Source organism: Streptosporangium sp. NPDC049376, from assembly GCF_044466505.1.
Lineage (GTDB): Bacteria > Actinomycetota > Actinomycetes > Streptosporangiales > Streptosporangiaceae > Streptosporangium.
Genome location: NZ_JBITMT010000004.1, coordinates 367,572 through 390,988, shown reverse-complemented (window position 1 = coordinate 390,988; position 23,417 = coordinate 367,572). Strand labels below are relative to the sequence as shown.

The 23,417-nt window shown below is 69.8% G+C and carries 23 protein-coding genes; 8 read left to right on the top strand and 15 right to left on the bottom strand.

Annotated elements, in window-relative coordinates; all coding sequences use genetic code 11:
* Positions 1 to 47: 47 nt before the first annotated feature.
* Positions 48 to 758 (bottom strand): lytic transglycosylase domain-containing protein, encoded by a 711-nt coding sequence (locus ACIBVQ_RS14750; RefSeq protein WP_352013796.1) that lies wholly within the window; start codon positions 756 to 758, stop codon positions 48 to 50.
* A 326-nt stretch (positions 759 to 1,084) separates the two neighbouring features.
* On the opposite strand from ACIBVQ_RS14750, the gene ACIBVQ_RS14745 reads away from it, so the two are divergent.
* Genes ACIBVQ_RS14745 through ACIBVQ_RS14735 form a run of 3 tightly spaced genes read left to right on the top strand, consistent with a single transcriptional unit; the run spans position 1,085 to position 3,776 of the window.
* Positions 1,085 to 1,759, top strand: coding sequence for a response regulator transcription factor (locus ACIBVQ_RS14745; RefSeq protein WP_352013797.1), 675 nt, complete (start codon positions 1,085 to 1,087; stop codon positions 1,757 to 1,759).
* Complete coding sequence (locus ACIBVQ_RS14740; RefSeq protein ID WP_352013798.1) at positions 1,756 to 3,183, top strand: ATP-binding protein; 1,428 nt, start codon at positions 1,756 to 1,758, stop codon at positions 3,181 to 3,183. The genes ACIBVQ_RS14745 and ACIBVQ_RS14740 overlap by 4 nt, the downstream gene beginning before the upstream one ends.
* A 32-nt stretch (positions 3,184 to 3,215) precedes the next feature.
* Positions 3,216 to 3,776, top strand: coding sequence for a hypothetical protein (locus ACIBVQ_RS14735; protein WP_352013799.1), 561 nt, complete (start codon positions 3,216 to 3,218; stop codon positions 3,774 to 3,776).
* Positions 3,777 to 3,799: 23 nt separating this feature from the next.
* Here the strand turns inward: ACIBVQ_RS14735 and ACIBVQ_RS14730 are convergent, their stop codons facing one another.
* The 8 genes from ACIBVQ_RS14730 to ACIBVQ_RS14695 all read right to left on the bottom strand — a co-directional run bounded on the left by ACIBVQ_RS14730 (position 3,800) and on the right by ACIBVQ_RS14695 (position 11,862).
* A complete protein-coding gene (locus ACIBVQ_RS14730; protein WP_352013800.1) occupies positions 3,800 to 5,149 on the bottom strand; it encodes a PhoH family protein in 1,350 nt (449 codons plus the stop codon).
* 222 nt (positions 5,150 to 5,371) lie between these two features.
* On the bottom strand, positions 5,372 to 6,139 hold the full coding sequence (locus ACIBVQ_RS14725; protein ID WP_352013801.1) for an isoprenyl transferase: 768 nt from the start codon (positions 6,137 to 6,139) through the stop codon (positions 5,372 to 5,374).
* Positions 6,140 to 6,186: 47 nt separating this feature from the next.
* Complete coding sequence (locus ACIBVQ_RS14720) at positions 6,187 to 6,696, bottom strand: hypothetical protein (RefSeq protein WP_352013802.1); 510 nt, start codon at positions 6,694 to 6,696, stop codon at positions 6,187 to 6,189.
* Between the two features lie 129 nt (positions 6,697 to 6,825).
* On the bottom strand, positions 6,826 to 7,227 hold the full coding sequence (locus ACIBVQ_RS14715) for a hypothetical protein (protein ID WP_399177868.1): 402 nt from the start codon (positions 7,225 to 7,227) through the stop codon (positions 6,826 to 6,828).
* Positions 7,220 to 8,041: a DUF692 domain-containing protein gene (locus ACIBVQ_RS14710; RefSeq protein WP_362776641.1), complete on the bottom strand. Its 822-nt coding sequence runs from the start codon at positions 8,039 to 8,041 to the stop codon at positions 7,220 to 7,222. The genes ACIBVQ_RS14715 and ACIBVQ_RS14710 overlap by 8 nt, the downstream gene beginning before the upstream one ends.
* Positions 8,034 to 9,029: a TIGR04222 domain-containing membrane protein gene (locus tag ACIBVQ_RS14705; protein ID WP_362914130.1), complete on the bottom strand. Its 996-nt coding sequence runs from the start codon at positions 9,027 to 9,029 to the stop codon at positions 8,034 to 8,036. The genes ACIBVQ_RS14710 and ACIBVQ_RS14705 overlap by 8 nt, the downstream gene beginning before the upstream one ends.
* 215 nt (positions 9,030 to 9,244) lie before the next feature.
* Positions 9,245 to 11,044, bottom strand: a complete 1,800-nt coding sequence (locus tag ACIBVQ_RS14700) for a phosphoenolpyruvate carboxykinase (GTP) (protein ID WP_386196009.1) — start codon at positions 11,042 to 11,044, stop codon at positions 9,245 to 9,247.
* A gap of 290 nt (positions 11,045 to 11,334) precedes the next feature.
* Positions 11,335 to 11,862, bottom strand: a complete 528-nt coding sequence (locus tag ACIBVQ_RS14695) for a hypothetical protein (RefSeq protein WP_399177865.1) — start codon at positions 11,860 to 11,862, stop codon at positions 11,335 to 11,337.
* A gap of 122 nt (positions 11,863 to 11,984) precedes the next feature.
* Here ACIBVQ_RS14695 and ACIBVQ_RS14690 point away from each other — a divergent pair, with 122 nt between their 5' ends.
* Positions 11,985 to 12,584 carry a TetR family transcriptional regulator gene (locus ACIBVQ_RS14690; RefSeq protein ID WP_352013808.1) on the top strand — a complete coding sequence of 200 codons (600 nt, stop codon included), beginning with the start codon at positions 11,985 to 11,987 and terminating at the stop codon, positions 12,582 to 12,584.
* A 190-nt stretch (positions 12,585 to 12,774) separates the two neighbouring features.
* On the opposite strand, the gene ACIBVQ_RS14685 is transcribed toward ACIBVQ_RS14690, so the two are convergent.
* From ACIBVQ_RS14685 to ACIBVQ_RS14675, 3 genes are all read right to left on the bottom strand, one after another.
* Complete coding sequence (locus tag ACIBVQ_RS14685; protein WP_399177863.1) at positions 12,775 to 14,028, bottom strand: C40 family peptidase; 1,254 nt, start codon at positions 14,026 to 14,028, stop codon at positions 12,775 to 12,777.
* Positions 14,029 to 14,226: 198 nt separating this feature from the next.
* Entirely contained in the window at positions 14,227 to 14,727 is a 501-nt protein-coding gene (gene greA / locus ACIBVQ_RS14680) for a transcription elongation factor GreA (RefSeq protein WP_352013810.1), read from the bottom strand.
* A 106-nt stretch (positions 14,728 to 14,833) separates the two neighbouring features.
* Positions 14,834 to 15,262 (bottom strand): DUF4307 domain-containing protein, encoded by a 429-nt coding sequence (locus ACIBVQ_RS14675; protein WP_362914126.1) that lies wholly within the window; start codon positions 15,260 to 15,262, stop codon positions 14,834 to 14,836.
* A 221-nt stretch (positions 15,263 to 15,483) separates the two neighbouring features.
* Here ACIBVQ_RS14675 and mca point away from each other — a divergent pair, with 221 nt between their 5' ends.
* Positions 15,484 to 16,368 (top strand): mycothiol conjugate amidase Mca, encoded by an 885-nt coding sequence (gene mca / locus ACIBVQ_RS14670; RefSeq protein WP_352013812.1) that lies wholly within the window; start codon positions 15,484 to 15,486, stop codon positions 16,366 to 16,368.
* Between the two features lie 67 nt (positions 16,369 to 16,435).
* Positions 16,436 to 16,627: a hypothetical protein gene (locus ACIBVQ_RS14665; protein WP_352013813.1), complete on the top strand. Its 192-nt coding sequence runs from the start codon at positions 16,436 to 16,438 to the stop codon at positions 16,625 to 16,627.
* On the opposite strand, the gene ACIBVQ_RS14660 is transcribed toward ACIBVQ_RS14665, so the two are convergent.
* On the bottom strand, positions 16,622 to 17,761 hold the full coding sequence (locus ACIBVQ_RS14660) for a hypothetical protein (protein ID WP_352013814.1): 1,140 nt from the start codon (positions 17,759 to 17,761) through the stop codon (positions 16,622 to 16,624). The genes ACIBVQ_RS14665 and ACIBVQ_RS14660 overlap by 6 nt on opposite strands.
* A 283-nt stretch (positions 17,762 to 18,044) precedes the next feature.
* On the opposite strand from ACIBVQ_RS14660, the gene ACIBVQ_RS14655 reads away from it, so the two are divergent.
* Both ACIBVQ_RS14655 and ACIBVQ_RS14650 read left to right on the top strand, forming a co-directional pair.
* Positions 18,045 to 20,741: a M4 family metallopeptidase gene (locus tag ACIBVQ_RS14655; RefSeq protein WP_399177860.1), complete on the top strand. Its 2,697-nt coding sequence runs from the start codon at positions 18,045 to 18,047 to the stop codon at positions 20,739 to 20,741.
* 101 nt (positions 20,742 to 20,842) lie between these two features.
* Positions 20,843 to 22,054: a pyridoxal phosphate-dependent aminotransferase gene (locus ACIBVQ_RS14650; protein ID WP_352013816.1), complete on the top strand. Its 1,212-nt coding sequence runs from the start codon at positions 20,843 to 20,845 to the stop codon at positions 22,052 to 22,054.
* Positions 22,055 to 22,097: 43 nt separating this feature from the next.
* On the opposite strand, the gene ACIBVQ_RS14645 is transcribed toward ACIBVQ_RS14650, so the two are convergent.
* The gene (locus ACIBVQ_RS14645) at positions 22,098 to 23,009 is read right to left on the bottom strand and encodes a hypothetical protein (RefSeq protein WP_362914120.1); all 912 of its coding nucleotides are present in this window, start codon (positions 23,007 to 23,009) and stop codon (positions 22,098 to 22,100) included.
* Between the two features lie 72 nt (positions 23,010 to 23,081).
* Positions 23,082 to 23,375, bottom strand: a complete 294-nt coding sequence (locus ACIBVQ_RS14640) for a YciI family protein (RefSeq protein ID WP_399177858.1) — start codon at positions 23,373 to 23,375, stop codon at positions 23,082 to 23,084.
* Positions 23,376 to 23,417 lie beyond the last annotated feature (42 nt).

Here is a 23,417-nt window from a genome sequence, read left to right as displayed (position 1 = left end):
CGACGCCCGCGTCTTCGAGATGGTCAGACTTGCCGACTCTTGGAGTCTCAGTACCACCCCGTGGCCTGGGAATGGCCCCAAGCACCACAAGGGGTGCCGTAACGCCCCTTGATGTAGGTGAGGCCCCACTGGATCTGGGTGGCCGGGTTGACCTGCCAGTCGCTGCCCGCGCTGGCCATCTTGCTGCCGGGCAGGGACTGCGGGATGCCGTAGGCGCCGCTGTAGCGGTTCATCGCCCGCTCGTTCCAGCCGCTCTCCTTCATCCAGAGCTTCTCCAGGCAGCCCCACTGGTCGCCCCAGCCCATGGCCTCAAGCATGCTCTTGCCGAGGGCCTTGTTGCCGGTGGGGTTCGCGCTTCCCGGCGGGAAGGCCTTGGGGTCGAAGCCGTTGCCGCCCGGCGCCTTCTTCGGGATGACGATCGGGTCCAGCGGGTCGCGGTCGCCGCGCGCCGCCTTGAGTTTGTCCTCCTTGGCGGCCTGGGCCGCCTGCGCCTTCATGACGTCGGTCTTGGGGTCGGGCGCGAACGGGTCGCCGCCGCCGAACACCCTGGCCAGTTCGTCCACCGAGAGCGCCGACGCCGAGGAGGTGGCCGAGGCGTTCTGGATGGCGGTGTGGACGGTGAAGCCCCCGCCGCCGACCACCACGACGATCGACGTGCCGATGATGACGGCGCGCTTGGGAGTCAGCCATCCCCGCGGCTTGACGGTCCCGTCGGAGCGGGCCGTACGACGGGAACGCGGAGCCCGGGGCTCCTTCAAGTGCGGTGATCCTGAACTCACGACCTATGAGCTTGCCGTGCTCTGGGGGGTGCTTCGCAACCCGAACGATGGAGTTGACGGCTGTTCACGGAACGTCCAATGGGATTTGTGTGACCTAGGTGCGTGACTACATGGTCTTTCCTTGACACTGACCGGCAAATGTGATGTTAATCACACTTTTCTCAGGAGACCTGTCCCACGGGCCCCTGTTCCGAGGGAAGTGGCCTCGGTCAAGCCTCACAGAACAGCGTCATGATCTCGCCCAACCCTCGTCACAGTTTCGTGACGTGGCAGGTGCTATCGGGCATTGCAACAATAATGACCGCGTGGCTGGCATCCTCCTTGTAGAAGACGACCCCTCGGTCCGGACGGGACTTGAGCTGGCACTGAGCCGTCAGGGCCACACCGTGACCTCGTACGGCACCGGCGAGGAGGCACTCGACCACATCCGGTCGCGCCGCCCCGAGATCGCCGTGCTCGACGTCATGCTTCCCGGGATCGACGGAGTCGAGGTGTGCCGCAGGATCAGGAAGCTGGACCAGCTCCCGGTGATCCTGCTCACCGCGCGAGGCGACGACCTGGACGTGGTGGTCGGACTTGAGGCCGGAGCTGACGACTACGTGATCAAACCGGTCGAGCCGAGGGTTCTCGACGCCCGGATCCGCGCGGTCCTGCGCCGGGTCGAGTCCCTGGCCTCCGACCGCATCACCTTCGGCGACCTGGTCGTCGACCGGGGGGCGCTGAAGGTCTCGCTCGCCGGCCGGGAGGTCCACCTGACCCCGACCGAACTGCGCCTGCTGCTCGAACTGGTCCGTCACCCCGGCCAGGTCCTCAACCGCAGATACCTGTTGCGGGCCGTGTGGGACCACACCCACGTCGCGGACTCCCGGCTGGTCGACGCCTGCGTCCAGCGGGTCCGCGCCAAGATCGAGGCGGTGCCCGCCGAGCCCGAGTTCATCCACACGGTGCGTGGTTTCGGCTACCGCTTCAGTCCGCCGTGAGACGGATCTACACCGGCCTGCGCGGGCGCCTGGTCATCACCTTCACCCTGATCGCCATCGCGGCCTCCTCCCTCGTCGCGGGGATCGGCTACGAGCTGGTCAAGACCCGGGTGATCGAACGCGCAGAACAGGTCGCGGTCGGCGACGTGCGCAACACCCTCGAAGGGATAAGGGTGCCCATCGGCGGCCTCTGGCCCGGTGAGACGCCGCCGACCGACACGGAGATCGACGAACTGCAGAAGAGGCTGCGGACCCCCAACGGCGCCGTCGTCGTCCGCTACGAGGACCCCCGCGTGCCGCGGGACGAGTACCTCTACCCGGACGGCGACTTCAGCATGAACGACGTCCCGACTGACCTCGTCCTCGGGGCCGACCGCAAGATCGCGATCAAACGGCAGCGGATCAACGGCCGCATGTGGCTGATCGTCGGCACCCCGGTGTGGCGGATCGAGCCGATCCACACCGCCCAGCCGACCGGGATGAGCATCTTCGCCTTCGTCCCGCTGTCCGAGGAGGAGCAGCTCCTGAACGACCTGCGCCAGCCCCTGGCGGCGGCGGGGGTCATCATGCTGGGCATCGCGCTCGCGGTCGCCCTGCTGTCGGCCAGGCGGGTGCTGCTGCCCGTCAGGAGGCTCGGCTCCGCCGCGCGCGCCCTCGGCGCCGGCCACCTGGACACCCGGCTGCCGGTGCACGGCCAGGACGAGCTGGCCGAGCTGACCGCGACGTTCAACGACACCGCGGCCGCCCTTGAGCGCAGCGTCTCCGAGCTGCGCGCGCTTGAGGCCATGTCCCGCCGTTTCGTCGCGGACGTGTCCCACGAACTGCGGACCCCGCTGACCGCGATGACCGCGGTGACCGACATGCTCTCCGAGGAGGCGGACCGGCTGCCCAGCGAGCCCGCGGCGGCCGTACGGCTGGTGCTCAGGGAGATCGCGCGGCTGCGGACCCTGGTCGAGCAGCTCATCGAGGCCAGCCGGTTCGACTCGGGGACGGCGACGCTCCACCTGGACAGCGTGAACGTCGCCGACGCGGTCAGCGACTGCCTTGAGGTGCGGGGCTGGCTGGACAAGGTGCGGACGAACGTGCCGCAGGGCCTGACCTTCTCCCTCGACCCCCGGCGCTTCGACGTGATCGTGGCCAACCTGGTCGGCAACGCCCTGCGCCACGGCGAGCCCCCCGTCGTGGTGACCGCGCGGAGCACGCCGAACGGGCTTGAGGTGAAGGTGCGCGACCACGGCAAGGGCATCCCCGCCTCCGACCTGCCGCACGTGTTCAACCGCTTCTACAAGGCCGGGGCCAGGGGCGACGGCAGCGGTCTCGGCCTGTCCATCGCGCGGGCCAACGCGCACCTGCACGGCGGCACGATCTCGGTACGCCCGCAGGACCCGGGCACGCTCTTCACGGTCTGGCTGCCCCCCGCATGAACCGAGACACCAGGAGAACGAGGAGAACGGCGATGCGGCGCGCGCGGCGGCTCACCTGCCTGCTGACGGCCGTCCTGACGCTGAGCGCGTGCGGGATCGCGCCGACCGAGGTGCAGGACCTGGGACGCCCCCCGGTGATCAGCTACAGCCCCACGTGGGTGACGGTCTACCTGCTCCACAACGGCCGTCTGGAGCCCGCCAACGTCCCGGTCGGCTCGAACTCGGCGAAGAACATCATCGACGCCCTGTTCAGGGCGGGCAAGCAGCCGCCGAAGCCGGAGCTGAAGCTGACCAGCGCGCTCGGTTCCTTCAGCCACCACGACACCGAGACCACGAGGTACCGCGACGAGTCGCCGCGCAACGACCCGTCGGGCAACCTGGGCTACCGGCTGACCGTGATCGTCACGGGCGCCGGGGAGATGTCCAGGGAGGCTCTCGCCCAGATCACCTGCACGATCCGGCAGAACAAGCAGGAGAGCATCTGGAGCGTCGAGGTCACCAGGCTGTTCCCCGGAGCGCCGAAGACCTGGGGGGAGCACACCTGCTTCGAGTACCGCGATCTCGCGGCCAAAGGGGTGCGACTCCCCCCGTGATCGTCACGGGCCCTGCGGCCCGATCACATCGTGACGTCCTCCAGCATCTCGGTGACCAGCGCGGCGATCGGCGAGCGCTCGGAACGGGTCAGCGTGACGTGGGCGAACAGCGGGTGTCCCTTGAGCTTCTCGACCACCGCGACCACGCCGTCGTGCCTGCCGACCCGCAGGTTGTCGCGCTGGGCGACGTCGTGGGTGAGCACGACCCTGGAGTTGGCGCCGATCCTGCTCAGCACGGTGAGCAGGACGCCCCGCTCCAGTGACTGCGCCTCGTCCACGATGACGAAGGCGTCGTGGAGCGAACGCCCGCGGATGTGGGTCAGCGGGAGGACCTCCAGCATGCCCCTGTCGATGACCTCCTCGATCACCTCGGGGCTCGTCACCGCGCCCAGGGTGTCGTAGACGGCCTGGGCCCACGGGCCCATCTTCTCGTTCTCCGAACCGGGCAGGTAGCCCAGCTCCTGGCCGCCGACGGCGTACAGGGGGCGGAAGACGATGACCTTGCGGTGCTGGCGCCGTTCGAGCACGGCTTCGAGGCCCGCGCACAGGGCCAGGGCCGACTTGCCGGTCCCCGCCCTGCCGCCCAGCGAGACGATGCCGACCTCGGGGTCCATCAGCAGGTCGAGCGCGATGCGCTGCTCGGCGGAACGGCCGTGCAGGCCGAAGACCTCCCGGTCGCCGCGCACCAGACGGACCGACTTGTCCGGCTGCACCCGGCCGAGGGCGGAACCACGGCTGGACAGCAGCCGCAGGCCGGTGTGGGTGGGCAGGTCACGTGCCTCGGCCAGGTCGGCCGTACCGTGCTCGAAGAGCGTCTCGACGTCCTCGGTGGTCACCTGGAGCTCGGCCATGCCCGTCCAGCCCGACTCGACGGCGACCAGTTCCGCCCGGTACTCCTCGGCGGCGAGACCGATCGAGGCGGCCTTGATCCGCATCGGCAGGTCCTTGGAGACCAGAACCACGTCGTGCCCCTCCGCGGCGAGCGTGCGCGCCACGGTCAGGATGCGGGTGTCGTTGTCGCCGAGCCGGAAGCCGACGGGAAGGATGGATGGGTCGCTGTGGTTGAGCTCCACCCGGATGGTGCCCTCTCCGATGGGCATCGGCTCGTCCAGCCGTCCGTGTGTCACCCTCAGGTCGTCGAGGGACCTCAGCGCCTTGCGCGCGAAGTATCCGAGTTCTGGATGATGGCGCTTGCCCTCCAACTCGGTGATGACGACGATCGGGAGGACCACCTCGTGCTCCGCGAAACGGCTTATCGCCGCTGGATCCGCCAGGAGGACCGAGGTGTCCAGGACGTACGTACGCCGGTTGGTGACCGGCGACGTCGGTGAGGACGACGAAGGGTTTGCCACGCGTTCTCCCCCGGGCGCCATGGGGGGCGCCCTGCCATGAGCTGGGATGCGGACCGGACCCGGACCCACGCTCGCGGCATGACGAGGAGGCACCGGTGACCGGCCCTCCTTGGCAGGTCGTGACGCAAAGGTGGGCCCTCTCCGGAGTAGACGAGCTGCGCCCGTCTACTTGTTACGGTACGTCCTGAATGCCCGTCTTCCAACAGGGCAAGTCCTGCTGAAAGACGGAGTTCACGTCCTGTTTCAGGAGCCGTACCGTCGGTGCCGCGCGGCGTACGAGCGCAGGGCCCGCAGGAAGTCGATTCTGCGGAAGTCAGGCCAGTAGGCCTCGCAGAAGTAGAACTCCGAGTGGGCGCTCTGCCACAGCAGGAAGCCGGACAGCCGTTGCTCTCCCGAGGTCCTGATGACCAGGTCAGGGTCGGGCTGGCCGCGCGTGTAGAGATGCTCCGCGATGTGCTCGACATCGAGGACCTCCACGATGTCCTCGATGCTCGCGCCCTTGCTGGCGTGCTCCTGGAGAAGGGAGCGCACCGCATCAGCGATCTCACGCCTTCCCCCATACCCAACGGCAACGTTCACAATCAAACCCGGACGGTGTGATGTTGCCTCTTTAGCGTTTTTCAGGACACGGGCCGTGTGATCGGGCAGCAGGTCAAGCGCTCCCATGGGCTTGACATGCCAGCCGTCATCCACGAGTTCCTGGACCACGTCCTCGATGATCTTCACCAGGAGGTCCAACTCGTCCTGGGACCGGTTGAGGTTGTCACTGGACAGCAGCCACACGGTGACCACCTCGACCCCGGCCTCCCGGCACCAGCCGAGCAGCTCGGAGATCTTGTCCGCGCCCTTGCGATGACCTCGGCTGACGTCCTCAAGGCCCATCGAACGCGCCCAGCGCCTGTTCCCGTCGACGATCACGCCGACATGCCGGGGGACCATCTCGCTCTGACGGGACAGCTTCCCTTCCAGCCGCCTCTCGTAGAGCCGGTAGACGAGATCACGCACGCCCATTGAAGCCCTCCCCTCAACGCCCGCCGTCGAAGGGCGCCGCCAGGCAATTATCGCCGCCCCAGAGACCTCCGCGCCCCCTCTATCGGGGTTCTGGGGGAGTTGCCGGACTTCTGTGCTCCCAGACATTCCTCGGCCTCGGCGACGAGTCCGTCCACGAAGGCCCCGAGTTCCGCTGAGGTGAGCACCGCGCGCATCCCGACGCCGCCCTGGCCCCAGGCTTCGAGGAAAGCCCGCCTGGCCAGGCGCCACTCTCCGGGGTGGTCCCGGCCCCCGGGAATCCAGATCGGGATGGTGCGCAGCTGGCAGCGCAGCTCACCCCCGCTGACGATCCCCCTCCTCGTCCGGTACCGGAAGGTGAACAGCTCGTCGTCCTCGGGGAAACGGTCGTCCGGATCCGGCCACTGGTCCTGCTGACCGGCGCGGGCCTCCGCGACGCCCGTGGCGAGGCTGACGAGGAACCACCCGCACCTCTCGCCGACCGTCCCGTACAGCGCGCCGTCCCGGTGGAGTTCGAGCGTGACCTCGTACGGCGAGCCGATGCTGTCGCGGCACGCCACCGGCGTAACGGTCAGGTACGACCCATCAAGGCAACGCAATCCCCCCACCTCAGAGAGGGTATCCCTGGCACAGGCTGCCAAAACGTCCCCGGGGCCGAGCGGGCCGCCATGGGACACCCCCGTCCCGGCTCAGCCGCTCCCTCTCCCCAGGACCCGGCCGAGCAGCCGTCCCAGCCCGCCGGAGCGGCCGACCGGCGCGGCGGCACCGGGGGACTCCGGGAGCAGCCCCCGCTCGCCGAGCCAGGCCGCGAAGTCACGCGCGTCGGCCCGGGAGCCGCCCTCCGGCTTGGGGCGTCCGCGCGCGTAACCGTCGAAGTGGGCCGCGAAGCCGTCGCCGAGCAGGACGACCAGGTCGGGCCTGACCCTGGCGACCGTACCGCGCCGTTTGGAGATCAGCGCCCCCTCCTGGACCCGCAGCCGCACCGCGTCGAACCCCTCGGGGACCTCGCCCCCCGCGACCAGGGCCGCGACCAGCTCCGTCTGCGCCCTGCCCAGCTCCTGCCGCGCCCGCTCACGGGAAGGCTCAGACACGGGCCATCGCACCGCGGATACGGCCGAGCTCCTCCTCGAACACGGCGTCACTGGGGTAGTCGCCGTCCCATTCGAGCAGCACACCCGGCGGCTCGGTCCTGGCGCACAGCTCGGTGAGGATCTCCAGCACCTCCTGCGGCACCCGGGAGGTGTGCGTGTCGTGCCAGAGCCCGTGGTGGGAGTGCCCGCCCGCGACGTGGACGTAGGCCAGGGCGGAAAGCGGCAGCCCGTCCAGCGCGGAGACCGCCCCGAGCCCCAGGTTGACCTGGTTGGTGTAGAGGTTGGCGACGTCGACCAGCAGCCCGACCCCGGTCGCCTCGACCAGCTCCCCGAGGAACTGCGCCTCGGTCATCTCGTCCTCGGGCCAGCCGAACAGCGCCGCCACGTTCTCCAGCGCCAGCGGTACGGCCAGCGCGTCCTGGGCCCGCCGTACGTTCTCCACCACGACCGACAGGGCGGCCCTGGTGCGCGGCACGGGCAGCAGGTGGCCCGCCTCCATGCCGCCCGCCCGCACGAAGGCCAGGTGCTCGCTGACCAGGGGTGAGCCCAGAGCCCGCGCGCAGGCGTCCAGGTGGGCCAGCCTGTCCGGGTCGGGCGGCTCCGCGCCGCCGATCCCGAGGCCGACCCCGTGCGGGATCACCGGAACGCCTCGGGCCAGCAGCACCCGCAGCGACTCGGGGAGCGCGCCGGGCCGGATGTTCTCCGCGATCACCTCGACGAAGTCGACACCGGGCATGCGCTCGACGGTCAGGTCGATCTCGGGCCGCCAGCCCAGGCCGACCCCCAGCCGCCCGGCCGCCCCGTGCTCAGCCACCGCCGCATCCTCCTCCGCAGCCGGAACCACAGCCGGAGCCGCCGCCGCAGCTCGACCCGCCCGAGTCCCCACCACCGCCAGAGTCCCCTCCTGCGCCCCAGTCTCCCGACCCGAAGTCACCACCGCCGCCGAAGGAGGAGCCGTCGGAGGAGGACGAACCTCCGCCGCAGGCGCCCGCGGCGCAGCTCGACCCGCCGCCGGCGGTGTGGGCGTTCCTCTTCAGCTCCTCGGTCAGCAGCGGGTCGCCCAGCTCGCCCAGGCCGTACAGGGCCACGGGGAAGGCGACCGCGAAGGCCAGGTCGGAGGTCGCGGGACGGGCGCCGCGCACGTGGACCCCGCGGGCGGCGGCGAGCGTTTCGTGCCCGGCCCGGCTGAGCGCCCCCCGCAAGGCTCGCCGCATCCGGGAGTAGACGACGAGCCCGCTCACCGAGGCCACCGCCCCGGCCAGCGTGGACAGCACGCCCAGGTGCCCCCACGACAGGACGGACAGCAGCGAGCCGAACTCGAAGAGCGCCGCGATCACGGTGAGGACCAGCAGCCTGCGGTGGAGTCTGCGCGCCTCGGCGAAGGCGCCCTCGGGCACCAGCAGTCCCATCCCCAGCAGGCGGTAACGCAGGCCGTCCACGGCGACCCCGGTCCCCACCGTACGGCGCAGCTCCGCCGCCGGGCAGGAGCCGCCCCGCTCCCTGAGGGCGTCGAGAACGGCCTTCTCGACAGGTTCCGCGGGAGGCAGGGCGCCCATCACGAGGCTGATCCGGCCGCCCCTGGCGACCCGGATCGAACCCGCCCTGGCCAGCACGCCGAGCGCGGTGTTGACCGCCCTGAGCGGCCCACCGGCCAGATAGGCCAGCTCGTAGGGACCCAGGGGCGCGCCCGTACCCCTCGGGGGGCCCGCGAGCACCCTGCGATGCTCGCTCCGCAGCCCCACCGCGGTGGTCCATACAGCCGCCACGAGGGTGACGCCGATGACGAGCAGTGTGAATTCCATGTCCGCCTCCGGGGGAAAGGCAAGGCGTGCGCGCGTGACTGTTCTGTCAGGTAGACGTGGGGAACGTCCCCGAGGTTGCGCCTGACCGCCTTTTTGTCGTCATCTTTGTCGCCTTGGTCTTCCCCTACCCCCGTACGGCACCCGTACGACGCGACACGCCGGTCCCCGTACCGGAACCGGCGTGTCGGATGTCCCCGGCGAAGGGGACGCGTGGATCAGCCCAGACGCTCGACCAGCGCCCGGTACTCGTCCCACAGTTCCCTGGGCAGGTGGTCGCCGAAGGTCTCGAAGAAGGCCGGGACCAGGGCCGCCTCCTGGCGCCAGACCTCCTCGTCCACGGTGAGCAGGGTGCGCAGGTCCTCGGCGGGGATGTCGAGGCCCTCGGTGTCCAGCTCGGCGGGCAGCAGGCCGATGGGCGTCCGCACGGCCTCCGCCTCACCGTTGAGGCGGTCCACGATCCACTTCAGGACGCGGCTGTTCTCCCCGAAGCCGGGCCAGATGAACCGGCCGTCCTCGCTCTTGCGGAACCAGTTCACGTAGTAGACCCGCGGGAGGCTGACGCCCTCACGCCTGCCCAGGCCGATCCAGTGGGCGAAGTAGTCGCCCATGTTGTAGCCGCAGAAGGGCAGCATCGCGAACGGGTCGCGGCGCAGCTCGCCGACCTTGCCCTCGGCGGCGGCGGTCTTCTCCGAGGCGATGTTGGCGCCGATGAACACGCCGTGGTTCCAGCTCAGCGACTCGGTCACCAGCGGTACGGCGCTGGCCCTGCGCCCGCCGAAGAGGATGGCCGAGATCGGCACGCCCCTGGGGTCCTGCCACTCGGGGGCGATGGTCGGGCACTGCCCGGCGGGCACGGTGAAGCGGGCGTTGGGGTGGGCGGCGGGCTCGTCGCTCTCCGGCGTCCAGTCGCGGCCCCGCCAGTCGGTCAGGTGCGCGGGAGGCTCGTCGGTGAGCCCCTCCCACCACACGTCGCCGTCGTCGGTCAGGGCGACGTTGGTGAAGATGCTGTTGCCCCAGAGCGTCCTGATCGCGTTGGCGTTGGTCGACTCGCCGGTGCCGGGGGCGACGCCGAAGAACCCGGCCTCGGGGTTGATGGCGTACAGGCGGCCGTCTTCGCCGAAGCGCATCCAGGCGATGTCGTCGCCGACCGTCTCGACCTTCCAGCCCGGGATGGTCGGCTGGAGCATGGCCAGGTTGGTCTTGCCGCAGGCGCTGGGGAAGGCCGCGGCGATGTAGCGGGTCTGCCCTGAGGGGGGCGTGAGCTTGAGGATGAGCATGTGCTCGGCGAGCCAGCCCTCGTCGCGTGCCATCGTGCTGGCGATGCGCAGGGCGTAGCACTTCTTGCCCAGCAGGGCGTTGCCGCCGTAGCCGGAGCCGTACGACCAGATCTCGCGGGTCTCGGGGAAGTGGCTGATGTACTTGGTGGAGTTGCACGGCCACGGCACGTCGGCCTGGCCGGGCGCGAGCGGCGCGCCGACCGAGTGGACGGCCTTGACGTAACCGCCGCGCTCCTCGATGAGCCGCAGCGCCCGCTCCCCCATCCGCGTCATGATCCGCATGGAGACCACCACGTACGGCGAGTCGGTGATCTCGACGCCGAGCTGGGAGATCTCACCGCCCAGCGGCCCCATGCAGAACGGCACGACGTACATCGTGCGCCCGCGCATGCAGCCCTTGAAGAGCCCGGCGAAGGTCCGGCGCATCTCGTCGGGGGCGATCCAGTTGTTGGTCGGGCCCGCGTCCTGTTCGCGCTCGGAGCAGATGTAGGTCCGGTCCTCGACACGGGCGACGTCCGTGGGGTCGGAGGCGGCGTAGAAGCTGTTCTGCCGCTTGGACAGGCGGGTGAGCGTCCCCTGCTCGACCAGCAGGTTCGTCAGCCGGGTCCATTCGACCTCCGAGCCGTCACACCATTCGATCCGGTCGGGCTGGGTCAGCTCGGCGATCTCGTTGACCCACGCGGCCAACTCTTCGTGGGTGGTAGGACTGGGGGCGGTTACGTCCTCGATAACGGACACTGCTACGGCTCCTTACGCTCCTCAGGGCCAGGTCATCATTGACGACCAAACCGCCGTTAATCCAATTGGCATAGACCAGTGAATAACGGCTGTCCGTCGCCGCAACGACTCCGAACCGGCCCCGGCGACCGGCATAAGGGCAGGCAGGAGTCATGATGTTCCGGGTGACCTACCCAAAAGAAGCGACGTTAAAGGAGCGTGTTCCGGCAGTGGTATAGGCCATTAACAGAGGTCTAAACCAATCACCGCACAGGTTCAGACCAATTTCGGCCCGTTTTCCCTGGCCCGCCTCAGGAACCGATGTCCGGGCCGGAGGCACGCACCCGGTCGACGTGCTGAAGCGCGTCGCGCAGATCGGCCAGCCAGGTGTCGGTGTGGGCGCCCACCAGACGCACGCACCAGGCGAGCGCGTCACTGCGGCTGCGTGCGACCCCAGCCGCCACAAGAGTGTCCAGGACGCGCCGCTCGGGCTGGCGCAGACGTGTCATGACCGGGACCGAGAGTGTGGTGAACATCACCCTCTCGTCACCCACCGCGACGCCCCACGAGACCTTCCTGCGGAAGCGGTGCTCGGCCTCCCTGGCGATCTCGACGCGCCGCTCCCTGGTCTCCTCGCGGAAGCGCTGGATGCCGCCCTCGACGGCGGCGGCCCGCTCGATCTCGGAGACGCCCTCGGCGGGCGCGGGCGCGGCGAGCCTGCCGACGACCGTGATCTCCTCACGGTCGAGCACGATCTCGGGACGCCCCTCGAACCACCCCTCGGGCAACCGCCCGGAGAACCAGCCACGCAGCTTCTCGACCGTTTCGTCACTATCCATGTAATCGAGATTACATCGCTTCACCCAAGGGGACCATCGCCGGTCCCGGACAGGGACGGGTGGGCCTCCTGTGGCACTCGTTGCAGTGTTCACACCTGTCGCCTAGACGCGACAATCGGCCCATGAGCTCACCTCAGCGCCCCGAGGGACTACGCGAACGCAAGAAGGCCAGAACCCGGCGAACCATCCAGGAGCAGGCACTGCGCCTGTTCGCCGAGCAGGGCTACGACGAGACGACCGTCGAACAGATCGCGGAGGCCGCGGAGATCTCGGCGAGCACCTTCTTCCGCTACTTCCCCACGAAGGAGGACGTCGTCGTCCAGGACGACCACACCCCCCTGGTGATGACGGAGCTGGCCGCCCAGCCCCCTGAGCTGGCACCGGTCCCGGCGCTGCGCGCGGCGGTGCACACCGCCTTCACCCGGCTCGCCCCCGAGGAGGAGGCGCAGATCCTCGCCATGACCAGGCTCCAGCTACGCCACGTCGCGCTGCGGGCCAGGGCCGTGGACAGCATGATCTGCACGATCGACACCCTCGCCGAGGCCCTCGCCGGACGTCTGGGCCGCCACAGCGGCGATCCGCTGAGCCGTACGGCCGCGGGCGCGGTGGTCGGCGCGATCCTGCCCGCCCTGTTCGGCTGGGCCGAGTCCGGCGGCGTCACCCGCCTAGCAGACACCGTCGACGAGGCCCTGTCCCTCCTGGAAGGAGGCCTAAAGGTCTAGGACTCCTCCGGTGCCATCCGTGAGGGGTGTGGCTTGTGCCTTACCGGTGCCATGCGTGAGGAGTGTCCGGCTTGGGCGCGTCGGTGCTTGGACTGAGGAGCGAAGGAGCGAAGCGGATGAGCGACGAGGGAAAGCGCCGACTCGAAAGCGCCCAAGCCCGCGACGCCGCAGGCGGCGCAAATAGGCACAGTCATCTCACTTGGGCGGCTATCTGGGGGCTGATGCGGACGGCGCCGGCGAAGTTTCTGGTGTAGATCGGGACGAGCTTCACCACGTCACCGGTCCTCGGCGCGTGCAGCATCTTGCCGTCGCCCCAGTAGATCGCCACGTGGGAGACGTAGCCGGGGTTGGTCGGGTCGTTCCGCCAGAACAGCAGGTCACCCGGCTGGGCCTGGGACAGTTCGATCCGCGGCCCGGAGACGAACTGCTGGTGGGTCACCCGGGGGACCTGGATGCCCGCCTGGCGGTAGGCCCACTGGACCAGGCCTGAGCAGTCGAAGGTGTCGGGGCCCTCCGCCCCCCACACGTAGGGGCGGCCGAGTTTGCTGATCGCGGCGGTGAGGACGGTCCTGATCTGGGGGGCCGTCGGGAAGGCGCCTACGGGCCAGACGGTGCGCCTGGGGGCGGTGAACACCGGGTTGATCGTGGCGACCTGGCTGCCCTTGGGCAGGACGCGCAGCAGCCTGTTGCGCAGTTCGGCCGAGTCGGCGCCCGGCGCGCTCACCACCAGCGCGTTGTCCTGGGGGAAACCGAGGGAGCGCGCGGTCTGCTGGGAGACGACGGCGTCGATGGCGCCCATGCCCATGGTCGCGTAGGCGCCGACGCGCAGGCTCGTCCTGGAGGTGGAGACGGTCTTGCCCAGGGTCATGCCGCCGTCGTTGCCCAGGACGAAGGAGACGACCAGTTCTCCCGCCGAGACGTTGCGCCAGAGCCGGTCGGAGCGGGCGGTCGGCTTGGGGGTGAAGGCACGGAACGTCGAGGGGTTGACCCCCAGCGTCTGCACCCGTTTCCCGTCGAGGACGACCTCGGCGGCGTCGGCGCGTTCCACCGCCCGTACCCCGGAGAGCCGGGTCACCCTCGCCACGACCGCCGAGCTGAGCGGTTTGTTCGTCACGACGAACAGGTGCGGCTTGCGGATCGTGGTCAGCGGGGCGACCGGCGGTGGCGGAGTCTGGGCCGGGGTGGGGGTCGCCGTGTTCTGCGGGACCTCCTGGAGAGCTCCCTGGAGCGTCTGTCTGGCGACGGGCCTGCGAAGGGCCGTCGTCGAGGAGTCGTCGGGCAGCCTCAGGACGATCACCACGGCCGCGGTCAGCATGACCACCGCGACCGTCGCCACGATGGGAACGGCAGGGCGCGGCGTGCGGATGCGGGGGCGTGGGCTGTAGGCGAGGTCCTGTCTGGCCTCGTCGATCAACCGGGAGACACGCGTCCGCCTGTCGGGCACGACATCTTCCCTTCCACCCGTCCTGATCCACCCCTACGTAGAGTGCCGTACGCCGCGCCACAATGCGCAGGAACTCACCAAAACGCTCCAAACACGACACGCTGTGCAGTGGCGGCGGGGTTTCGGTCGGCCCGAAGGGCCCTGGACATGGCTATCCGCCGGGACCCGGTCCCGGCGGATCAGCGTGTCCGATGCGGATCAGTTGCCGATGTACGGCACGGCCTCGATGATCTCAACCGTGTTGGACCTGCCGTTCGGCATGGTGTAGGTGGCCTTCTCGCCGATCTTCTTGCCGTTGATCGCCGCCCCCAGCGGCGACTTGGGCGAGTAGACGTCGATCGGGGCACCGCTCTCCTCGCGGGAGGCGAGCAGGAAGGCGACCTCCTCGTCCTCTCCCTCGAACCGTACGGTGACGGTCATACCGGGCCCGACCACGCCCTCGGCACGGGGGGCCTCACCGACCTTGGCGTTGTCGATGATCTGGCGGAGGTGGAAGATGCGGGCCTCCATCTTGCCCTGCTCGTCCTTGGCGGCGTGGTAGCCGCCGTTCTCCTTCAGGTCGCCCTCTTCCCTGGCGGCCTCGATCTTCTTCGCGATGTCGACACGCCCGGGCCCCGAGAGGTACTCAAACTCCGCCTTCAGGCGGTCGTACGCCTCCTGAGTTAGCCAGGTGACGCTCTCGTTTCGGGAGTCGGCCACGGGTTCTCCTTGCTTCCTCTGTGGGGCTTGGTACTAAGGGGTAGCGCTCGTTCGAATTTCGACAGGCTAACAAGTTAACCGGCCGAGCGCTTCCCCAAATGTCTCACTATACGAGATAGCAGTAGTGGACGTCGCCGGAAGTAGCCTGGCTACTGGTCTCTAGCCTCTCGGTAAGGCGGACATACCCCTCACCAGCGGGAATATTGACCTCGCGGCTGCCCACTTCGACGTGGCCCACATCCATGGCCCTGAGCCTGCACACGGCGGCGCGGCTGGACGGCTTGACCACTTCGAAGGTGATCTGCAGAGAATCGCCGCGGCTGGTGTCGAACGCGATGACCTGGTCGATGACCTCGGTGTTGCCCTTGGACGCCCACATCACGTATCCCCAGCCCCCGGCGCACACCGCGCAGAGGATCGCGATCACGACGTGCACGACGAAGCGCCCCCTGCGCTCCGGACGGTCGGGGAAGTCGTCCGGGGTGCCGAGCACGGGGCCGGTCTGACGGCCCGTCCCGGCCTCGCTGGTGGCCATGCGGAATCTCCCTGCGCTACCTCGGTGTTATCCAAGACAATTGTCTCTCGCGGGGGCCTTGCCCTCGCGACCGCCCAAGAGAAACTAACCTCTCTTTAGAGTGACCCAGCCCAACCCGGGGAGCGGTGCGGCAGGCGGGGCCGAGCACGTCACGGCGATGAGCGCGTCCGTGCGGCCCGCGCGGACCCCAGCGCGCCCAACGAAGAGGAGACACCGAGCCCGTGAGTGCACCGCTGAGGCTGATGGCAGTTCACGCGCATCCCGACGACGAGTCGAGCAAGGGTGCCGCGACCATGGCACGCTATGTCGCCGAGGGCGTGGACGTGCTCGTCTGTACCCTCACCGGAGGGGAACGCGGCTCGATCCTCAATCCCAAGATGGACCGTCCCGACATCCTGGAGAACATCGGGGAGGTCAGGCGTCTGGAGATGGAACGCGCGCGGGAGATCCTCGGCGTCGAGCAGCGCTTCATGGGGTTCGTCGACTCGGGCCTTCCCGAGGACGAGAGCGAGCCGTTGCCCGAGGGGTGCTTCGCCGTGCAGCCGCTTGAGGTCGCCGCCGCGCCGCTGGTCGCCGCGGTGCGCTCGTTCAGGCCGCACGTCATCCTCACCTACGACGACGACGGCGGCTACCCGCACCCCGACCACATCATGACCAACCGCGTCTCGGTCGAGGCCTTCGAGGCGGCGGGCGACCCCGACCGCTACCCGGAGGCGGGCGAGCCCTGGCAGCCGCTCAAGCTCTACTACCAGATGGGCTTCACCAAGGCCCGCTTCGAGGCGCTCCACGAGGCGATGAACGCCCGCGGCATGGGCTCGCCGTACGCCGACTGGATCTCCCGGTGGGAGGACCGGCCGGAGAAGTGGCCGGTGACCACCCGGGTGCCCTGCGGCGACTACTTCGAGGTCCGTGACCTGGCGCTCCTGGCGCACGCGACGCAGGTCGACCCGGACGGCTTCTGGTTCGTCTGCCCGCGCGAGCTTCAGGCGGAGATCTGGCCGACCGAGGACTACCACCTGGCCCGCTCCCTGATCGACACCACGCTCCCCGAGGACGACCTGTTCGCCGGCATCCACGCCGACGAGGTCTCCCCCGCCTGCCACTAGGGAAATCACCGGCCCCTTCGGCCCCGCCGGAGGCGGGACCACGGGGTCGGGATGGCAGACTTGAAGGGTGCCTACAGATCCGAACTCTCTCAACTCCCTGGTCAGCCCCGGCCTGCTGGGCTTCCTGATGGTCGCCGCGCTCGGGCTCGCCCTCTACCTGCTCGTCAAGTCGATGCGGCGGCAGATCTCCAAGATCGAGGTGCCGTCCGAGGCCGAGCTGCGGCAGCGCGACAGGGACGGCGCCACGCCGATCTCATGACCAGGCGCGCTCAAGGGCCTTCGGCAGGCCCCAGCGCCCCAGCGGGGTGAGCACCTCGCTCTTGTCGACGATGCCCAGACAGGCCCACAGCGGCGTGACCGAGCTGAAGAGGGTCTCCGCCGCCTCCAGGTCCTCCGGGTCGTCCATCTGGACGTCGATGTCCTCGGACTCGGCGATGAACCTGGCGATCCGCTCCGGTGAGGCCAGCACGCCGGGCCCCCGCCTGGCCAGCGTCGCGACCACGGCCAGCCAGTCGGCGTGGTGGATGGCGCACAGCGCGGCCAGCACCGCGTCCTCGTGGCTCAGCTCACCGTCCAGGTCGGCGAACTCCTCGGGGACGTCGTCGTCCTCCGGCAGGTCGGAGACCGGTCCCGCGATGCCCGCGGTGACGCTCAGCCACAGCTCCTCGTCGTCGGCGGGAAGCGGCTCCCCCTCGTAGCCCGCGCAGGCCCGCAGTACGTTTCCCGGGTAGCCGGGGTCGGCCAGCACCTCGCGCAGCCGTACGCAGGCGGCACGCAGGTCCGCGGCGGGGCGTTCCGGGGGCGGCAGTTCGGCCAGGATGCGCCGCAGCTCGCCGAGCGCGAACGCCTCCTCCTCGTCCCAGGCCGCGAACAGCTCCTCGTCCTGCTCGTCGCTCACCGCGATCCCCGGCACCCGCCCGTCGGGCAGCGGGCCGTTGAGCCAGCGTTCCTGCAGGTCCTCGTAGGCCTCCCTGGCCCGTTCGTCCCGTAGCGCGAGCGCGTCCGGGTCGATCTCCCCCGAGGCGACCCGCTCCTCAAGGAAGGACACCATCCGCTGGAACATCTCCCTGGCGACCGGGCCTCGTTCGTCCTCCTCGGGCCAGACGAAGAAGCTGCGGGTGAGCAGGAGGGGTTCCGTACCGGTCGACTCCAGCCACCGCTGCACGTCACCGACCGTCGCGTTGCCGGACTCGATCGCGCCAAGCGTCGTCTTGGCCGAGTCCCAGAAGTGGGGGGACAGCGGATTGCCCAGCGCCGCCAGCGCCCTGCGCAGGTCGGGAACCGCCACCAGGGCGACCCCCGAGGGTACGGCGAGCAGCGCGCGGGCCACGTCACGACGGGTCAGCTCAAGGGCGGGCCGTCCCGCGTGCACACAGACGAAGTCGAGATCCACGCCCAGTGAGCCTACGCGCGAAGCCGCTCGAACACACCTCCCAGCCCGTAAACTTCCTCCCCGCGTCCAAAGAGGGATCGCCGGGACACCTCACCCCATCCCTCCGGCCGTTTTCCCCGGCGCCGGGAAAGCCATCTAGAAAGCACCCATTCCCCATTTGTCGCTTTAAATCTATCAGACAACAGATATGACTAATAGTCATGATTTTTCGCCAATCTCCTGCTAGATCATGATTATCGCCTTTTGAGCAGTCTCGGCGATCTTCGAGACGTCAGGAGAACTCGTGCTACGACCCCCCAGAAGCGTCGCCACGGCGACGCCCGTCGCCGTGATCCTCTCCCTCACCGCGGCCCTCGTGACAAGCACCCCCGCCCACGCGGCCGACCCGCCCGCCCAGGTGGAGCCCCGTACCGGCACCGAGACCCCCGCCCTGGTCAGCGGCCTGAACGAGGCTCCGGTCAGCGGCGACCCCGTCACCGTCGCCCGGCACCACCTCCGCCAGGGCCGGTACGGGATCACGAACGTGAACACCGACCTGGTCCCCCTCGACGTGGTCCGCGACGGCCAGGACGAGACCGTCCGGTTCGAGCAGCGTTACCAGGGCATCCGCGTTTTCGGCGCCAACTACCTCGTGCAGATGACGAAGGAGGGCAACGCCCACCGGGTCACCGGAGCGGGCGGCCGTTTCCTCACCGAATTGAGTGTTTCGACCACGCCGAAATTCCCGGAAAGACTCGCGCTCGACGTCGCGCTTTCCCGGACCGCGGCACGGACCGGCGGCGAGAAGGAGGGCCTCACCGCGGTCTCCGGCGGCCTCGTCGTCGTCCCGACCGGCAAGGGCCTGCTGGCCTGGCGGGTGACCGTCACCGGGACCGACGCGCGCAGGCAGCTGCCGCTGCTCACCGACGTCTACGTCAACGCCGGGAACGGCGCCCCGCTGTTCGCCTCCGACCGGATCCGCACCGCCGTCGAGAGCTCCGCCGAGGGACCTCTCGCCACCACGGGCACGACGGTGCGCGGCGCCACGGTGCCGATCAACGCCTACCGGCGGGCCGACGGCAGGTACGAGCTGCGCGACCGCACCCGGTGGAACGGCACCGCCGGCGAGGTCGTCACCTACGACGCGCAGAAGCGCGACGTCTCGCGGTTCCAGGGCTCGCTGCCCGCGGACACCCCGATCGTCGCCTCCGACACCCCCACCTTCACCGGCGCCACCACGGAGATCGGCGCGGTGGACGCCCACTGGGGCGCGAACCAGGTCTACGAGTACTACCGGCGGCTCGGACGTGACGGGCTCGACGGCAAGGGCGGCTCGATGCTCTCGGTCGTCAACGTCACCTCCTCCGGCAGGCCGTACATCAACGCCTTCTGGGACGGCACCAAGATGGTCTACGGCGGGGGCGGTGACCAGTACTACTCGCTGGCCTCGGCCCTGGACGTGGTCGGCCACGAGATGACCCACGGCGTGGTCGAGCACACCGCCAACCTGGTCTACTTCGGCCAGTCCGGCGCGATGAACGAGGGCATCGCCGACTACTTCGGCAACGCCATCCAGAGTGACGCCGAGGGGACCGACCCTGCCGACCCCGACGCGGGGCTGCTCGGCGAGACGCTCTGCCGTACCGGGACACCGCGTCAGTGCGCCCTGCGTGACCTCAACGACGGGCGGGTGGCCGCCGACGACTACGTGGGCTCCACCGGCCGCATCGACAGCGCGGGCGTCCACCTCAACTCGACGATCTTCAGCGGCGCGCTGTGGGACATCCGCGAGAAGCTCGGCGCCAGGGCCGACAAGGTCGTGCTCAAGGCCCTGTCCGAGTACATGACCCCGCTCGACGACTTCAGCGACGGCAGGCGAGCGGTGCTGGCGGCGGCCGTACGGTCCCGGCTCGGGGCGCGGGACCTGCTGACGATCGCGCGGGCCTTCGACGCCCACGGCATCAGGAACGGCTGGGAGCGTCGCATCGCCACCGACCACGACGTCCTGCTGCGCGGCGTCACCGACCCCTACGCCCAGCCGGACGCGGCCGGTGACCGTTACGTGGTCACCAACTCCTCCGCCGACCAGACCGCCCCCGCGGCCGTCTACACCGGACGGGTGCGCGGCGGCAAGGCCGTCCAGCTCTCCGAGCCGAACGAGATGTCGAGCTACGACGCCGTGACGGACGGCAGGAGCGCGGTGTGGACGACCTACGTCCAGCGGGAGGACGGCTGGAAGATGCAGGTGTGGAGCAGGCCGCTCGACCGCTCCCAGCCGCAGCGGCTGATCCACGAGGGCGACGGCGACGTGCCCAACATGGCGGTCGACGGTGACACGATCGCCTACTCGGTCTGGGACTCGGCCACGGGCGGCTACGACCTGTGGGTCAAGAAGGGCGACGCGGCCCCGGTCAACATGACGCCGCAGCCCGGGATCTACAGCAGGGTGCCGACGATCAGCGGCGGCCGGATCGCCTACATCAAGCTGTACCTGTGGGAGGGCGGCCCCCGCCGTATGGTCATCACCACCCGTGACCTCGCGACGGGCCAGGAGACCGACCTGCCGACCCCGCCGAGCCCGCCGAACGTGATCGGGCTCGTGAGCGGCCCGGTGCTGACCGGCACCTCCCTGTTCTGGCTCCAGGACGCCCAGCAGGACGGTCTTCAGGGCATCATGCGCGCCGACGCCGACGGTGGTTCCCCGGTGGCGCTCACTCCGGACGACGCCACGTCGCCCAAGCTGCTGGACATGGACGCCACGGACACGGCCGTCACCTACAGCGTCTACCCCGACCTGACGGTGATCAGCAACGACACCCTGCCCAAGATCACCCAGATCCCGGCCAGGGGCGGCAAGGCCGTACGGGTCACCTGCAACCGGGGTGAGCAGGCCCAGTTCGCCTCGGGCGAGGGCGGCAGGGTGATCTGGATCGACGGCACCGCGGCCCACGTGGACCTGGCCACCCGGGCCCGCCCGAGGGGTGCCTGCCGGGCGGCGTAACCGTACCGAGGTCGTTCAGCGGGCGTGGGGGCGCCCGCTGGACGGCTCCGCGAGCGGGATCAACGGGCGGTATCGGATGGATCCGCCGTTAAAGTGTGATGATGTACGTACGGCAGTCCGACAAGCTGGCCAACGTCTGCTACGACATTCGCGGTCCCGTACCGAAGCGCGCGGCAGAGCTGGAGTCCCAGGGTCACCACATTCTCAAGCTGCACATCGGCAACCCTGCTCCGTTCGGCTTCGAGGCTCCCGAGGAGATCCTGCAGGACATCATCCGCAACCTGCCCGTCTCCCACGGCTACGGTGACTCCAAGGGCATCCTCAGCGCCCGCAGGGCCGTCGTGCAGCACTACGAGGGGCACGGCTTCCCCGACCTCGGCGTGGAGGACGTCTACCTCGGCAACGGCGTCTCCGAACTGATCGTGATGGCGATGCAGGCGCTGCTCAACAACGGCGACGAGGTGCTGGTCCCCTCCCCCGACTACCCCCTGTGGACCGCCGCGGTCTCGCTCAGCGGCGGAACCCCCGTCCACTACGTCTGCGACGAGGGGGCCGACTGGCTGCCGGACCTCGACGACATCGCCTCGAAGATCACCGACAGGACCAAGGCCCTGGTGATCATCAACCCGAACAACCCGACGGGCGCCGTGTACCCGCCCCGGCTGCTCGAAGGCCTGGCCGACCTGGCCCGCAGGCACGGTCTCGTCGTCCTCGCCGACGAGATCTACGACCGGATCCTCTACGACGGCGCCGTCCACACCTCGATCGCGGCGCTGGCCCCCGACCTGTTCTGCCTGACCTTCTCCGGCCTGTCGAAGACCTACCGGGTGTGCGGCTACCGCTCGGGCTGGATGGTGCTCTCCGGTCCCAGGGAGCGGGCGTCGTCCTACATCGAGGGCCTCGACATCCTGGCCAACATGCGCCTGTGCCCCAACGTGCCCGGCCAGCACGCCATCCAGGCCGCCCTGGGCGGCCACCAGAGCATCGAGGACCTCGTACGGCCCGGCGGACGCCTGTGCGAGCAGCGCGACCGCGCCTGGAAGCTGCTCAACGACATCCCCGGGGTGAGCTGTGTCAAGCCCCTGGGCGCGCTGTACGTCTTCCCCAGGCTCGACCCCGAGGTCCACCCGATCACCGACGACGTCCGCTTCGCCCTCGACCTGCTCGAACGGGAGAAGCTCCTCATCGTGCAGGGCACCGGCTTCAACTGGGCCCGCCCCGACCACTTCCGCCTGGTCACCCTCCAGCACGCCGACGACCTCGAAGAGGCCATCGGCCGCCTGGGGGGCTTCCTGTCCACCTACCGGCAGTGACGTCTCGTGACCGCTTCTCCGTCGTGCTCTGACGGGAAGGCGGTCACGACCGCCCGGCCCCCTCACGGTGGCGCGGCGAACCGTCCACCGGCGCCTCCCGCGTGTGCGCGGCCCCTGGCCGGGCGGGCAGGCCGAGGTGGGCGATGATCCGGTCTGCGACGGGGGCCAGCAGGTCGTGGAGCCGGCGGGTGGCGTCAGCGCCGAGGGTGGCCCAGGGGCGTTCGGCGAGTTCGTCGGTCCGTTCCTCGACCGCCCGGCGGAGGGCCTGGCCCGCGGTGGTGAGACCGCGCGTGTCGGGCTCCAGCAGCCCGCGGGTGATCAGGCGCCGCTCGGCCGCCTCCCACTCCTCGTCCGTCCACTCCCGGATCCCCTGCAGACGCTCGCGCCGGTCCGCGCCCGCGGCGACGACCAGCACCAGGGCCTCCGGCCCTTCGACGCCGGAGTGCAACAGCGTGGCGAAGTGGCCGTCACCCCGGTGTTCACGCAGAGTGGTCGCGGCCTGCCAGAGCGCCAGGTGAGGTCGCGACGGCAGGGGCAGCGCGGCGTTGGCGCTGCCCAGCGGGCGGCCCGGGGCGTCCCGGCAGGCGTTCGCGGCGAGCCCGGCGAGCCCGGCCGCCTCGGCCAGCTCGGGTGCGGCGACGGACTCCTCCCCGAGGATCGCGCGGAGACCGGCGTCCGCGGCGGCCAGTCGCGCCGCGAGCACCGCTTCGGGGTTCGTCTCCGCCCGGACCGCGCGGACTTCGCGCTCCACCATGCGCGGGCTGAAGTGGTGGAACAGCGCGTGGACAGCGGCCGGGGAGACCTCCCCCAGCGGAGCGGTGCGCAGCGCGAAGTACGGCGTCCAGCGGCCGGTCAGCCCGAGCCTCCGGAAGGCTTCGCCGGCCTGCGGGGCGAGGACGGCCACCAGATGGTAGGGCTCCAGGACGGCGCGCATGGCCCGGGTGAGATCGTTCACGGAAGCCTCCGAGGCGGGTGGGAAAGGTCGTGGAGCAGGCCCGGGCCGTGCTCCGATGTGCCCGGTGACCTGTCAGGGAACGCCGATCACCGCCGCCAGGTCGGGCCGGGCCCGGGTCGGCAGCAGTTCCGTGACCTCGTGCGCCACCAGACCCGCCCGCAGGTAGGGGTCCTCCTCCAGGATGCGGTCGATCTCCTCCCGGGACACCCCCTGGGCGAGGATGAACCCTCCGGTGGCCGGCACCTTGCGGCCGCCCAGAAGGAACGTCCCGCTCCTGAAGTGCTGGTCGATGAAGACGTAGTGCTCATCGCGCAGCGGGAGAATTCGCTCCTCCGGGACCAGATAGGACAGCAGTACCAGGAACATGCGGCCGCTCCCAGAGCTCATTGTCGGTGATGGGCGACGACG

Excerpts from the sequence above, each read along its gene's own strand:
- ACIBVQ_RS14735 (WP_352013799.1), top strand. The coding sequence starts at position 3,216 with ATGCGGCGCGCGCGGCGGCTCACCTGCCTGCTGACGGCCGTCCTGACG.
- ACIBVQ_RS14730 (WP_352013800.1), bottom strand. The coding sequence starts at position 5,149 with ATGGCGCCCGGGGGAGAACGCGTGGCAAACCCTTCGTCGTCCTCACCG.
- ACIBVQ_RS14725 (WP_352013801.1), bottom strand. The coding sequence starts at position 6,139 with ATGGGCGTGCGTGATCTCGTCTACCGGCTCTACGAGAGGCGGCTGGAA.
- ACIBVQ_RS14705 (WP_362914130.1), bottom strand. The coding sequence starts at position 9,029 with ATGGAATTCACACTGCTCGTCATCGGCGTCACCCTCGTGGCGGCTGTA.
- ACIBVQ_RS14695 (WP_399177865.1), bottom strand. The coding sequence starts at position 11,862 with ATGGATAGTGACGAAACGGTCGAGAAGCTGCGTGGCTGGTTCTCCGGG.
- ACIBVQ_RS14690 (WP_352013808.1), top strand. The coding sequence starts at position 11,985 with ATGAGCTCACCTCAGCGCCCCGAGGGACTACGCGAACGCAAGAAGGCC.
- ACIBVQ_RS14675 (WP_362914126.1), bottom strand. The coding sequence starts at position 15,262 with ATGGCCACCAGCGAGGCCGGGACGGGCCGTCAGACCGGCCCCGTGCTC.
- ACIBVQ_RS14650 (WP_352013816.1), top strand. The coding sequence starts at position 20,843 with ATGTACGTACGGCAGTCCGACAAGCTGGCCAACGTCTGCTACGACATT.
- ACIBVQ_RS14640 (WP_399177858.1), bottom strand. The coding sequence starts at position 23,375 with ATGTTCCTGGTACTGCTGTCCTATCTGGTCCCGGAGGAGCGAATTCTC.